Consider the following 13,085-nt stretch of genomic DNA (forward strand, 5'->3'; position numbering starts at 1 on the left):
ACTGATTGCCATTCCCCTATGTTCTTCTACCATGTTTCACTTCATATAGAAAAATCTATCTCTCATCTTTCTAAATAAAAAGAATAAGAAAATCCAAACGAATAAACGTTTTAGAGTTTTCCTATTCTTTCATACAACATTTTCATTATGGTTATTACTTACTATTAGATAATGCCTTTGCTTTTTAAATTTACAAACTTTAACCATTACTAATAAACTTTCGTATCAAACCTTATTTATTGTCGTTCGTTAATTCAATAGAAGTATTTTGTGATCCAATCTTCTTTCCTAAAAGTGAAAATACAATTATACCCAGAATTAACATTACTAAAATAATAATAATTATTATTTTATAATCGATAAACAGGCCTGTAGGGTCTAGTAGATATACTATTAACATCAATAATATTCCAGCCATAACTCCTATTGATAGCCCTACAATTAGATACATCATTACCTGTGTTAAGATAATCTTCCGTATTCCAACTGGCTGAATACCCATAGTTCTTAAAATAGCGAATTCTTTTCGTTTTGAATAAATATTATTAGCTAAAGAATTAAATACTCCTATTATCGTAGTAAGTACTAAAATACATATGATAACGATAAAGATTGTCCAACGCTGATAGAACATTTCATTCGCTTCCTTAACGGATTCTTCGTAGCTACTAATTTTCACTTCTGGATACTGTTGCTTAATTACTTCCAATTGTTTTAATGTTTGGTCTACATCTCTAGAACTTATAAACAGTTGGTCGAATTTTATATAATCTGGTTTAAACATACTATTATCCCAATCCATGTAAATCTCTGCACCTGAAAGCAATTTATCAGATATTGCACTAACTTTATATGATCCTTTTAACTCAATTCTTTGTGCTGAATTAGAATATAGTCCTAATTGAATTGTTTCCCCAATCTTCAAATGATTCTCATCCGCAAAATCTTGCGAAATAACTATACTATTCGCATCAAATTTATCTATTAAATTAGGAATTAATTTTTGATCCTGCAGCTCTTTCAAATCCACCAAAGCATACGGAACACTAACAAAGTTACTTCCTACTTTCAACTCTGCTGCTCCTAAATTACTAATGGAACTAGCGTTTTCAACGGTTGATAATTGGCTCACAGCTTTACTTAACTCTTTTGAATCTAATTGAGTATCTCCTCCAAGACGACTGTTGACTATAATAGGCGTTGGAAAATCACGTTTTATTTGATTAGATTGGTTCATTTTAATTGTTTTTACTAAAGATGAACCAAATATAGAAACTATCATTAACGAACTGATTGTTAAAATAATAGCCGTATTTTTTTTCACTTGTGGAATAAGATTTTTGATTGCTACATAAAATTCTTGTCCGAATATTTTTTGTCCATATGGTAATAACCCATTTAAAAACTTTGTTAAATAAATTGGGAAAATTAAAAATCCACCTAACAACATTAATATTGCTGCAATTAACAACAGAACTGCACTGTATTCCCCTCTTGTAGTTATAAATTGACTCGCCAAAATCAAAAATATAGAACCACTTAGTAACAGCTTACTAAAAAAAACTCTTGCTTTTGAATAACTAAAATCTAATTTTTCATTTTCTTCCATGATTTTAATCGGGAGAATTTTCGAACTTTTATAAGTTGGAAAGAGTAAAAACACTTGAATTATTCCAAAACAACAAAGACTAATAATAACAGCTATTTTAAAGTTAAATGTATCTAATGAGGCTGAAATACCAAGCCATTTCTCCATCCAATTATACATTAACTTTCTACTAATGAAAGTTAACCAAAATCCAAGAAAAACTCCTATAATATTAATAATACCACTTTGAATTAAAATAATGTTACTCATCTGTTTAGTGGTTGCACCAAGAGAACGCATAATAGCAAACTGATTCTTCATCTTATAAAAAAGCAACTCAAAATTCGAAATAACTAATAAAGAAATAATAGCCAATACTAAAATAGATAAAATGATAATAAAAATGCTTAATGAATTTAGATTACTTTTTATCGAAGGATCTTCTTCAATAATATCAATTCGTAAATCTTTATCATTAGCTTTAATTTGATTAGATAAATTAAATATATTTGTATTATCCGTTGCCTTAATTAGTATAAAAGTTGCTTGTGAATCCAAATTGGACTTTAATTGAATATAATTTTTAACTACCTCATTACTTAATAACACCATATCTGGTACTATTCCTATAGCGGGCAAATCATTAATTATTTCTACTAGGTTAAAAGACTGATTTTCAATTATTAATTTATCACCGACTTTAACCTTTAGTGTTTCTGCAAGACTTTTATTAATAATAACAGATTCTTTATTTAACGAAGCCGAAAAATGATACCGACTTCGCGCTAGTTTATCATTTTCCACGCCAACTGTATAAACTTTTGCTTTGAGGCTATTAAAGTTTAAATGCGTTATTGATACTTTTGAAAGTTGTTTAACTTCCTTGTATGATTGAATTTCATTAACAAATTCTTTAGATATACTCTTATTTTGCTCTGGATTATAACCGACTAGTAAATCCATATCCCCATACATTTTCTTCACTTCGTCTTTAAGTGTATGTTTTGCACTGAACGAGAATAGGACTAGTGTTAGAACTAAAGTTACAGCAATAATTACACTGAGAATAGAGGAGAATATGATAAATTTATTTGCTCGAAAAAGTCGAAAAGAAAGTCCCTGTATTGATTTCATATGTCTTTTCTCTCCGTTATTTTTTTGAATTTTTCTAATATACCATCTAAACTATCATAGTCTCCACATTTATATTCATCAACAATTCTCCCGTCATGGAAAAATAATACACGATCTGCGTATGTTGCCACGTTGGCATCATGAGTTACAATTAATATGCTCTGATTAAATTTCCTTTTCATATCAACTAAAATATGTAAAATCTCAGAAGAAGTATTAAAATCTAAGTTCCCTGTTGGCTCATCTGCTAATACAATAGGTGGTGCTGTAATGATAGCTCTACCTATTGCAACCCTTTGTTGTTGTCCACCTGAAAGCTGTGTGGGTCTATGCTTCTTCCATTTTGCTAAACCTAGTAAATTCATTATTTCATTTGATTTTTCTGTTATTTCTCTTTTATTTATGTTTTTTAAAATCAAAGGTAAAGAAATATTTTCCTCAACTGAAAGATCCTTCAGTAGATTGAATGATTGGAAAATAAAACCAATATTTTCTTGTCTATATAGAGATGCAGATGGTTCTATAAAAATATCTTTAACATATTTGCCATTAAGCTTAATTGAACCTGAAGTCGGCTTGTCAAGTGCACCTAAAATATTCAGTAACGTACTTTTTCCTGAACCACTTGTACCCATTATGGCAATCATTTCCCCCTTATGTAGTTGAAAAGATATGTTGTCCAATGCATTAACTTTGAATTCATCTCCTATATAAGTCTTTGATAAATCTTCTACAGCTAAAATTATATTATCATTCATAGTACACCTCTTGGTATATTTTCTAAAACTAACTAAATTTTATCTTTTGATTAATACCTCCTTTTTACATAATTTCACACTAGAACCGAACTAATTTCTTTTGATTTTAATAAATCATCTTTATACCACACTGATTGTGATTCATACATTTTATAAAATAAACCCTGGTTATTTATTAACTCTTCAAAAGTACCTTGCTCAACTACTTTCCCTTTATCCATTACGATAATAAGGTCCGAGCGTTTAGTTGGCCCTATTCTATGAGATATAGTTAAAGTCGTTTTGTTTTTCGATAATCTATAGAATGTTTCAAATACCTTTAACTCGCTTATTGGATCTAAGGCCGCTGTAGGTTCATCTAATATTATTAAATCAGATTCTTTCATAAAAGCTCTAGCAAGTGCTATTTTTTGCCATTCTCCCCCTGAAAGTTCAGTACCGTTAGGTAACTCTTTTGTTAAGTACGTATCTAATCCATCAACATAATTTGAGAGTTTACTATCTAGTCCAACTTTCTTTAGAACCTCATATATTTCATTATCATTATACAATTTTGATAAATCACCGAATCCAATGTTTTCTCTTATACTATATTTATATCTCATAAAATCTTGAAAAATTGCTGATGTTTTACTAAGAAAAGAATTAATATCAATTGTATGAACAACATTATTATTAACTTTTAATTCTCCTTCTTCTAAATCAAATAGACCAAGTATGCAATATGCTAAAGTTGTTTTTCCCGAGCCATTATATCCAACAATTGAAATGTTATCGCCTTTATTTATTTTCAATGATACATTATCTAAAACTTTAGTGCTTGAATTTGGGTAACAAAAAGATGCGTTCTTTAAGGTTATATTTTCTATATTATTAATCTTGATTAAGTGAGAGTTTTCTTTTTTGTTTTCACTATAATTTAATATAGACAATAATGCATTATTGTAGATTGCAGTTTCAAAAATAGTACCAAGATTTCCTCCAATTGTCCCAAACAATCCTTGTACAGTTGTGACTGCTGTAAGTAAAGCTACATATGAACCAATTGATAGTTTAGCATCAAAAATTTGATATACTAAGAATACCGATACTCCCATGCTAGCTACTTGTAACACAAATGCCGCAAATGATCTAGATTTTAACTCCCATAAAGCTAAACTCATTTTTTTATCCTGTGTATACTTAAATAACACTTTCCATTTATTTAATAGATAGTTACCCAAGTTGTATATTTTGATTTCTTTTAAACTTCTTTTATCTGTAAATAAAGTATCTGTAAAATGCATTTCTCTTTCTTTTTCAGAAATATCTTTCTCCATATGATAGCCTTTGATTTTTGACCAAAAAGCGAGAAGAATTCCAGGTAAAGTGGATAAAAATAAAGCAAATGGCAATGACCAATGTATTGTTAGTAGAATCCCAAAAATACCTACCAAAGAAATAATACTACCCACAACATATATTAAATTTTGTATAACTCTAATACAATTCCCACCTATAGCCATATCAGCAAGTTTCATAGAATCGTAAAATACACTATTTTCAAATTCCTTTAAAGGAATTTGAATAAGTTTTTTTGACATTAAAGCTTTTAAAACATAATTTACTGTTATCGATATTTTTGTGAAAATATAATTTTCTATCTCAGTAAAAATTGCTGTGGCATAATTTAAGATAAAGTATATTAAAAGGAAAAATAGAGCATATTTAAAAGCATTCGAATCCCCATTAATTGTACTAATCCTATCAATCGTTTCTTTATTTACTAATACAATTAATGGGGGACAAATTGAGGATAAGAGTACCAATAAACCAAACAGCAAAAAACTCTTTGGATATTCCTTATATATTAATTTCAAAAAGTAAATTTGTGAACGTACAAAAGCTTTAAACGGTTTTTCTTCTTTCTGAGTAGTTAAAATTTGTTCTTCTTCCACAATACCTTCCCCTTTCATGATTTATACTAAATATTCAATTATAACATTACTAGAAGCATATCCCTTTTTTTCAATTACATTGTTATTATCAGTTTCTATATAAAAAGGAAATCCTTTTATATTTAAATTCACAAAGATTTCTTCTTCATTTAAAAAATAAAAATTAGCATCTATATTCTTTTCTTTTACCCCTTTTAAATTCTCTCCCGTATCAGCTAACAGAAATTGGATTTCACTTAATACACTACTATTCATTAACTTTAAAGAATCTATAATTTTATTACAATGATCACAATCCATATCAACAAATAAAATGAGATTTTTCCCTTTTTTTAATACATTATTTAATTTTACTTTGTTTCGATTTACATCCAAAATTTCAAGTTCGGAAATACATTGTCCTATAGGTGGACCAGATTTAACTTTAAATCTATTTTTTAAATGATATACAATAAAAAACTGTAAAATAATATATATAAAAATAATAATTATCAATGAAACTGCAATTTGGCTGTTTATCATAATAACTCCTCCTGTACTTCATTTTCAATTCTCCGAAATTAATAATTTATCAATGGTAGTTCTAATTAGCATGAGAGATATTACCCATAAAAGAATTGTTATAATAATAACTATAAATTCAAAATTATAATTTTGAAATGAAAGCACTGTAATTACATTTGAATTATTAAAAAGTATATTAGGCAACAAACTGAATAAGAGTAAACTCGATTGAATTAAACCACCAATTCCCATTCTTGATTTCATAAATTTACCAAAACAAAAACACTCTTCGTTATTATGTTTAAATATTGCATTAGCATTAATAATTACAAATACACTTATAATTAAAATAGCAACAGTATTGACCCAAAGATCATACATACGTAAAATTAATAAAATTGATATTAATAATTCTAAAAAAGGAAATAGATATCCTAATAATTTTGATATGGTTTTAGGAAAAAAAGTTATTTTATAGATAGCATTGGATGATTCTTTTATAGATATTATTTTTAACAAACTAGAAATAAGTAATAATATCCCTGAACCTGTTGTAAATATTAATGACATTATGGACATGTTAAAATCTCCTATTTCAATAGATTTGAATTTTCACCCATTCTCTAGCCTAAGTAACCATCCATATGTAAGTATTATGGATATTAAAAGGGCAATATTTATACTTATATTCTTTGTTGTAACCATTCCGGGTGCATTGAGAGAAAAACATTGACAATTGTTCTTGAAATTTTTACCGATATTTAATAATAATAAGAAGACATAAAATGATTGTAGAATAATTCCTAAAATCAAAAATGCAAGTGGATTTACAGGTAGGATTAAACAAAGAGACAAAACTTGTTCAATTACTATCAATAACGGAACGATATATAGAAGAAATTTATTATGTATAAACTTATAATCTTCTATCGCCTTATAAAATTGATATGGTTTTTTTAGTTTATTAAAACTACTTTTCAAAAAAATTATACCTAATATAATTTTAAAAATAATAATTAGCTTCATTTTAGATTTCCCTGACTTTCATTATTGTATAAGACGCCTTTAATTATCTTTAAAACTTCCCTAGAGTTTAAACTGTCTTCTAGATCATTAAAGTTAAAAATTTCTTTAGATTTTTTTTGTTTATTAACAAAATATATAGAAGGAATATTTTTCAATTTCAATCTATCTATTAGATTGAAATTAGCATCATCTTCCTTAGAGAAATCAAAAGAAATCAATTTATATGGTATATTTTTAGGCATAATTTTAACTACATCCTTGTAAAAGTAAAAGTCATCTATAATCATGCTTTTTTCGATGCATATAATGTATTTTTCAACGTCTACTGAACCATCCATATATTCTGTCGATTTTTGGATACTATTCATGAAATATAGATCTTTTTTTAATGTTCTAAAAAAGTATATATATGATATAATTGCTAATAATAATACTAGTAATAAAAGTTTCATTAAAATCTCCTTTAAAATTACATTAGTAAATCATGCCAGTCATCAGCTGGCATGATTTATAACAATATTGTGTTATTTCAATAGAATATTTATCTTTGACTATTTGAACATTGATTTGATTTTATATGTTATTACTAGTATTATTAGCACTCATTTGAACTATCGCTACATTGGTTAGTGAATGTTTGACATCTGAAACAAATATTCACTACTCCTGAACCATAACAAGAATAAGAAACTTTTTTTCTTACTGTTTTATTTTTTTTAGTTCCATCTTTATCAACTAAAAAGTTTTCTGTTCCCCACCCACAGGCACCTTTAATAACACTTTCACTTGTTCCACATTCCACAATTGTTGGTTTTACATAAGTTATCATAATTTAAATTCCTCCATTTTCTTTTCTTACTTGAAATAACACAATAGTCTTATAACTAATTCATTTTATTTTTGATTAAATTTACGATACCATAATTCTATAGATAAGAGAGTCAAAAAGTCTGATGGCGTGTCAATACCATTCCTCCATTTCCCAAGAGATATTTTCCACTCCTCTGCTGTTGTTAGTTTTAGCTCGCTAACTATACTAGGGTTCTCAATAGCTTTTATAATATTAGACCAATTTTTCTTTAAACTCTTATATGTATAAGCTAAATGTGCAGTTTTATTAAGTCGATCTACTATTGCAGGTGTTAAGTACTCTCTCATGGACTCTCTAAGGATGTATTTAGAGTAATCTGGTTTAATTCTAAGCTCGCCTGGAATCCGATATATAAATTCTATCAATCTCCTATCCAAGAAAGGGTGATAGATATCAGCACCTGTCAAGCCACCAATTGTTCTGTCCGTATATAAATGAGATTTTGCATTTGTAATTTGAAAATATAACTCTTTTTGATTGTATGTTTTTATTTTTTCTAATTTTCTTTTTATTAACTTATAGTAATCAGATTCATTATTCCCAATAAACTCCTTGGCGATGTCGGGTTTAATCATGTAATTAATCATATTTTTAAAAGCTGATGCATTTGTGTACATTGAATACTCAGTTAAAAACGAAAATGCTTTTTTAAATTTAAATTTATTACAATAGTCCTTAGTAATGTATAAGGTACCTGATAACAAATGATCACCAGCAAACCCCGTTAATATATTATACTGTCCTTTGGCTACTGATTTTTCAATTAAGTTAAATGCGAATTCATAATATAAAGAATTAACATTAGGTTCACATCCAATAGGTATTTTGTTAGGGAAATCGTCGAACATTAATCTCTTATCAAAATTTTCATACTCTCCGGTATCTTTATATTTGGTAAGTAGTTCTTCAATATATTCAGTTTCATCACACTCTTTTAATTCGTTAAATACAGCACTTACCGATGAAATCGAGTAAATATTTTCAACTTTCTCTCTACTCTTAGCGAGGGCGTAAATAGATGTTGAATCTAAGCCACCACTCAGCATGATAGAGTTATTATCTCCTAATACAATTCTACTACGTACAGATTGAGATAATAATTGGCGAAAATGTTCAAAGTATTCTTCCTCACTAGAATAACTGATTGTACTTTTAACGTCAGATAAATCCCAATACTTCGTTAATTCAACCTTTTTATTTTCCGCTACCATATGCTGTCCACTGGGCAACCTATTAACGTTATTAAATGGAGTTATTGGAGTATCAACTATCCCATTTTTCTCGTGAAATTCTTTAAAATAAGAATAATTGATATCTTTTATATTAAAGAAATCTTTCATTAGAAAAATATCACTAGAAAAAACAAATTCATTTTCAAGTTGAATCCAAAATAGTGTTTTCACCCCTAAATGATCTCTTACTGCATACGCTTTATTACTTTTTTCATCAAAAATTACAAATGCAAATTCTCCTACTAAATCCTTAATACTTTCAATTCCTCTTTGGGTATAAATCTCACTAATTAATACAGCATTATCTTTCTTAGAATAATATGAAACATCTAAATTATACCGATTCATTATTTCATCACGATTATGTATTCTTATATCCCCAATAACAACTACAGCATCAAACTGAATTTTTTGTATTTCATTAACTCGATTTGTTGCATATGCAAAGTTCACTTTTCCTTTTCTACCTTTTATTTCTTTCACATTTTTTCCATTATATTCTCTATGAATATTCTCTAATATACTAAATTCATCCGAGTATACATCTGTGTTTTTTATTGAAACTAAAAACCAATTCAACTTATTGTTCCCCCTGAACATATTTATATGAACTTAAAATTACTTTGTACTCGTTAGATTCCTCATCCATTAATAAATCTTGGTTATTTAGCATTAACCATGCATGGGCTTGAAAAGGAAATTTACGAACTCCTATTACCATTTCAACTGGTATGGAATATCTAGAATGCAAAATTCTATAACCAATTAGTGTTTTGTGAATACAATCTGCTTTCCTAGGATACCAAGCACATACAATATTTAACAATGTAAAAAACTCTTCTATTTCAACCACTGAGCTTTCTGAAATTTGGTAACTAGTTTCTTGACTATAATATTTTTTTGAATACCTTTTAAAAGTTTCAGTAAATCCCCGTTTTGATAAACCTAAATCAAAAAGAGCTAGTAGCACATACATAGATACAAACCCATAGTACATTCTAAACTTTTTCATCAATTTCTATTACTCCTACCTTTTCTAGATTATAGATAAACTCTGTTATATCTTTTCTAATAATTTTCTTTTCACCATCAGAATTTTCAGATATAAATTTTATTACATCATCTACTTGTTTATATTCTTCTATTTTATTCCATATAATAGAGCTAATTGAATCTAGAGAATGAAACGTATTCTCTTTCATATTAATCAGTAAAATTTCTTCATCTTCTTCAAAAACTATTAGATCTTTATTAAGTTTTATGTTCAAAACGAACCTCCTCAAACAACTTAAACCTTATTACATCTATATATTAAACTATAAAAAGTAAATTTTCAACAGTTTTTTATTTTTTTTACATATTTTACATTAAAATCATTTTAATTCAACCTACTTATTTATCGAAAATATTTATATTTATAATAATTTCATTTTAATAGCATTGAAGTCTCGAAAGGCTATTAATGGGTAAGAACGTTACTCTTTCTTTGCACGATGATCCACAAAAAAGAGTAACAATTCTAATTAAAAACCCCTATCTAAATGATACATTCAATAGACTATAAGGTTTCCCATCAGTGAATTATCTATAAATTTCATGTTTTTTTCGAATCCAACAAATATTGCGTTATTTATTTACTTATTTATTGACTATTAAGAAATTATTATTTTCTTGACGTTATTACGTATTTTTTATTTCGTAGTCTTCAAAACTCCAGGTTCAATATGAGTCGACTGGAATTTATTCGTCATACGGCTACCCACTTTATCCAACGTAAAACCTTCAGCACCCCAACCAGATTTGCCTTTAATTACACTTTCACTTTTTCCACAATCTACAATAGATGGTTTAACAAATTTTTTCATCATAAGAACTCCTCCTAATTTTTTCAATAAATAACGCAATAGTTTTACACCAATCCTGGATATTAACTTTTTAATTAATCTCTGTGATTAGAAATAAATATTATTTTATAAAAATATTACGTTATTTATTAATTAACTATATTTCTTAATTATTCCTTATGTCATTTAATTTTCTATAATATTTTATTAACCACAATTCAATTGCAAATAACGTCCAAAAGTCATCTCTATTTGGACTACCATTTCTCCATTTTTTCATTTCTTCCTTCCACGAATCTGAGGAAATAAGATTAAGTTTCTCAACAATCAAGGGATTTTCCATTACTTTAAATATACTATCCCAATTCTGTCTAATACTTTTATATATGTACGCAAGATGAGTTGTCTTATCAAACCTATTAACTATACTTGGTGTCAAATGTTTTTCCATAGATTTTCTTAAAATATGCTTTGTATTCTCTTCTGAAAATCTAAGTTCACCAGGGATTTTATAAACATATTCCACTATTCTTCTATCCAAAAAAGGATGATTTATATCCGCACCAGCTATTGCTCCTATTACTCTATCTGTATATAAGTGCGACTTCGCATTAGACATCTGATAGTACAACTCTTTTTGGTGAAAATGTTTAATATTTTTAAATTTTTTTCCTATTTCTTTATAATAGGTAGTACTTTTAACTACGTTATGTTCTTTAAGAATATTAGGCGATAATATATATTGAATGAAATTTTCAAAGGCAGATGTGTTATTAACTATAGAATAATTTGTTACATAGGATAATGCTTTTACGAATTGTCCTTTTCGTAAAAAATCTCGTGCTATATACAAAGAACCTGTTAAAAGATGATCTCCAGCATACCCACTAAATACATTGGATAATCCATTATCTACTGCTTTTTTTACAGTGTTATATGTAAAATTAAAAGATATAGAATTTACGTTTGGTTCATAAGAAAAAGGTACATTGTCCGGGAAATTTTCAAACAACAATATATTATCACAATTCAAAAATATCTCTTTGGCATGATACTTATTTATCAAATCATAAATATATTCCCTTTCATCACATTCTTTTAATTCATCAAAAACTGCACTAACTCCCTCTACACGGAAACCATTATCCATTTTTTCTAAATTTTTACCGATGGCATATATCGACGTGGAATCCATTCCTCCACTGAGCATTATAGAGTTCCCCATACCTTTAATTAATCTATCCTCTACCGATTTAAAAAGTAATTGCGAAAACTCTTCCCAATAGTCTGATTCTTTTCTGTGGACTATAGTTTCTGAAATACAAGATAAATCCCAATATTTATGTAGATTAAATGTGTCCTTTGTTGAAATTATGTAGCCACCACTTGGTACCCTATATACATTGTTATAAGGAGTTATTTCAGTATCTACTATCCCATTTCTTTCATGAAACTCCTTAAAGTAATTGAAATTTATATCATTAAGGTTAAAGAATTTTGTTAATAAAAAAATGTCACTTGCAAAAATATAACAATTGTTATATTTTATCCAAAATAAAGTTCTTACTCCCATTTGATCTCTTATAGCATAAAATTTTTGCTTCTTTTGATCATATAATATAAATGCAAACTCTCCTACCATATCTTCAACAAATTTGATTCCATTTTTTTTATATAAGTAAACGAGCAATTTTTCATTTTCTATATTTGTATCTAGTCTTTTATCCAAATTGTATTTTTTTATTATTTCTTCTTTATTATGTAATGCAATATCACCTACTATTAATACATCCTCAAAATTAAACTCATTGACTAAATTCCTTTCATTACTTGCAAAACTAAATTGATAATTATCAACTTTCACATGAATTTCAGTTACTAATTTTTTAAATTCATCAAAAATTTCTTTTTGAATATTATGATCTGCAACATCCACCTTCTCAAATGAAACAGAAATTAAAAACCACTTCATTTCAATCACTTCCCACTAAATCAATTAAAATGCCAGCTAACACATAAAATCTCATTAAATACTACCATTAATCTTAATAGCATCAATGTTCTGTAAATTTCGGACGAATTCTAATATTTCATCCTTAATTACATCTTCTTCTTCATCAAATTCTTCAGAAACAGCATTAATTACCTTTTCTAGATTTGATAATTCTTCTATTTTATTCCATATAATAGA

General features: G+C 27.5%; 14 protein-coding genes. All 14 read right to left on the minus strand.

The genetic code is table 11. The features are described from left to right. Positions 1 to 232: 232 nt before the first annotated feature. Complete coding sequence (locus DN408_RS15755; RefSeq protein WP_147740241.1) at positions 233 to 2,722, minus strand: ABC transporter permease; 2,490 nt, start codon at positions 2,720 to 2,722, stop codon at positions 233 to 235. Next, positions 2,719 to 3,480: an ABC transporter ATP-binding protein gene (locus tag DN408_RS15760; RefSeq protein WP_078179231.1), complete on the minus strand. Its 762-nt coding sequence runs from the start codon at positions 3,478 to 3,480 to the stop codon at positions 2,719 to 2,721. The genes DN408_RS15755 and DN408_RS15760 overlap by 4 nt, the downstream gene beginning before the upstream one ends. 74 nt (positions 3,481 to 3,554) lie before the next feature. Next, positions 3,555 to 5,417 (minus strand): ABC transporter ATP-binding protein, encoded by a 1,863-nt coding sequence (locus tag DN408_RS15765; RefSeq protein WP_147740242.1) that lies wholly within the window; start codon positions 5,415 to 5,417, stop codon positions 3,555 to 3,557. Positions 5,418 to 5,438: 21 nt separating this feature from the next. Further along, entirely contained in the window at positions 5,439 to 5,939 is a 501-nt protein-coding gene (locus DN408_RS15770; RefSeq protein WP_147740243.1) for a hypothetical protein, read from the minus strand. A gap of 24 nt (positions 5,940 to 5,963) precedes the next feature. Then, positions 5,964 to 6,500: a MauE/DoxX family redox-associated membrane protein gene (locus DN408_RS15775; RefSeq protein WP_147740244.1), complete on the minus strand. Its 537-nt coding sequence runs from the start codon at positions 6,498 to 6,500 to the stop codon at positions 5,964 to 5,966. Positions 6,501 to 6,533: 33 nt separating this feature from the next. Continuing rightward, positions 6,534 to 6,947, minus strand: coding sequence for a MauE/DoxX family redox-associated membrane protein (locus tag DN408_RS15780; protein ID WP_017762660.1), 414 nt, complete (start codon positions 6,945 to 6,947; stop codon positions 6,534 to 6,536). Next, positions 6,944 to 7,399, minus strand: a complete 456-nt coding sequence (locus DN408_RS15785) for a hypothetical protein (RefSeq protein ID WP_147740245.1) — start codon at positions 7,397 to 7,399, stop codon at positions 6,944 to 6,946. The genes DN408_RS15780 and DN408_RS15785 overlap by 4 nt, the downstream gene beginning before the upstream one ends. A 143-nt stretch (positions 7,400 to 7,542) precedes the next feature. Then, positions 7,543 to 7,776, minus strand: a complete 234-nt coding sequence (locus tag DN408_RS15790; RefSeq protein WP_078179292.1) for a hypothetical protein — start codon at positions 7,774 to 7,776, stop codon at positions 7,543 to 7,545. A gap of 65 nt (positions 7,777 to 7,841) precedes the next feature. Continuing rightward, positions 7,842 to 9,629 carry an asparagine synthase-related protein gene (locus DN408_RS15795; protein ID WP_147740246.1) on the minus strand — a complete coding sequence of 596 codons (1,788 nt, stop codon included), beginning with the start codon at positions 9,627 to 9,629 and terminating at the stop codon, positions 7,842 to 7,844. Between the two features lies 1 nt (position 9,630). Continuing rightward, complete coding sequence (locus tag DN408_RS15800; protein ID WP_078179208.1) at positions 9,631 to 10,062, minus strand: lasso peptide biosynthesis B2 protein; 432 nt, start codon at positions 10,060 to 10,062, stop codon at positions 9,631 to 9,633. Beyond that, a complete protein-coding gene (locus tag DN408_RS15805; protein ID WP_078179207.1) occupies positions 10,049 to 10,318 on the minus strand; it encodes a PqqD family protein in 270 nt (89 codons plus the stop codon). Before DN408_RS15805 ends, DN408_RS15800 begins: the two co-directional genes overlap by 14 nt. 423 nt (positions 10,319 to 10,741) lie before the next feature. Continuing rightward, positions 10,742 to 10,918 carry a hypothetical protein gene (locus tag DN408_RS31495; RefSeq protein ID WP_002162881.1) on the minus strand — a complete coding sequence of 59 codons (177 nt, stop codon included), beginning with the start codon at positions 10,916 to 10,918 and terminating at the stop codon, positions 10,742 to 10,744. A 142-nt stretch (positions 10,919 to 11,060) separates the two neighbouring features. Next, positions 11,061 to 12,866, minus strand: a complete 1,806-nt coding sequence (locus tag DN408_RS15810) for an asparagine synthase-related protein (protein WP_078179206.1) — start codon at positions 12,864 to 12,866, stop codon at positions 11,061 to 11,063. A 54-nt stretch (positions 12,867 to 12,920) separates the two neighbouring features. After that, the gene (locus tag DN408_RS15815; RefSeq protein WP_370458386.1) at positions 12,921 to 13,082 is read right to left on the minus strand and encodes a PqqD family protein; all 162 of its coding nucleotides are present in this window, start codon (positions 13,080 to 13,082) and stop codon (positions 12,921 to 12,923) included. Positions 13,083 to 13,085 lie beyond the last annotated feature (3 nt).

It is taken from the genome of Bacillus sp. AR13-1 (genome assembly GCF_008042285.1).
In the GTDB taxonomy this organism is placed as follows: domain Bacteria; phylum Bacillota; class Bacilli; order Bacillales; family Bacillaceae_G; genus Bacillus_A; species Bacillus_A mycoides.

Excerpts from the sequence above, each read along its gene's own strand:
- DN408_RS15755 (WP_147740241.1), bottom strand. The coding sequence starts at position 2,722 with ATGAAATCAATACAGGGACTTTCTTTTCGACTTTTTCGAGCAAATAAA.
- DN408_RS15760 (WP_078179231.1), bottom strand. The coding sequence starts at position 3,480 with ATGAATGATAATATAATTTTAGCTGTAGAAGATTTATCAAAGACTTAT.
- DN408_RS15770 (WP_147740243.1), bottom strand. The coding sequence starts at position 5,939 with ATGATAAACAGCCAAATTGCAGTTTCATTGATAATTATTATTTTTATA.
- DN408_RS15775 (WP_147740244.1), bottom strand. The coding sequence starts at position 6,500 with ATGTCCATAATGTCATTAATATTTACAACAGGTTCAGGGATATTATTA.
- DN408_RS15780 (WP_017762660.1), bottom strand. The coding sequence starts at position 6,947 with ATGAAGCTAATTATTATTTTTAAAATTATATTAGGTATAATTTTTTTG.
- DN408_RS15785 (WP_147740245.1), bottom strand. The coding sequence starts at position 7,399 with ATGAAACTTTTATTACTAGTATTATTATTAGCAATTATATCATATATA.
- DN408_RS15790 (WP_078179292.1), bottom strand. The coding sequence starts at position 7,776 with ATGATAACTTATGTAAAACCAACAATTGTGGAATGTGGAACAAGTGAA.
- DN408_RS15800 (WP_078179208.1), bottom strand. The coding sequence starts at position 10,062 with ATGAAAAAGTTTAGAATGTACTATGGGTTTGTATCTATGTATGTGCTA.
- DN408_RS31495 (WP_002162881.1), bottom strand. The coding sequence starts at position 10,918 with ATGATGAAAAAATTTGTTAAACCATCTATTGTAGATTGTGGAAAAAGT.
- DN408_RS15810 (WP_078179206.1), bottom strand. The coding sequence starts at position 12,866 with ATGAAGTGGTTTTTAATTTCTGTTTCATTTGAGAAGGTGGATGTTGCA.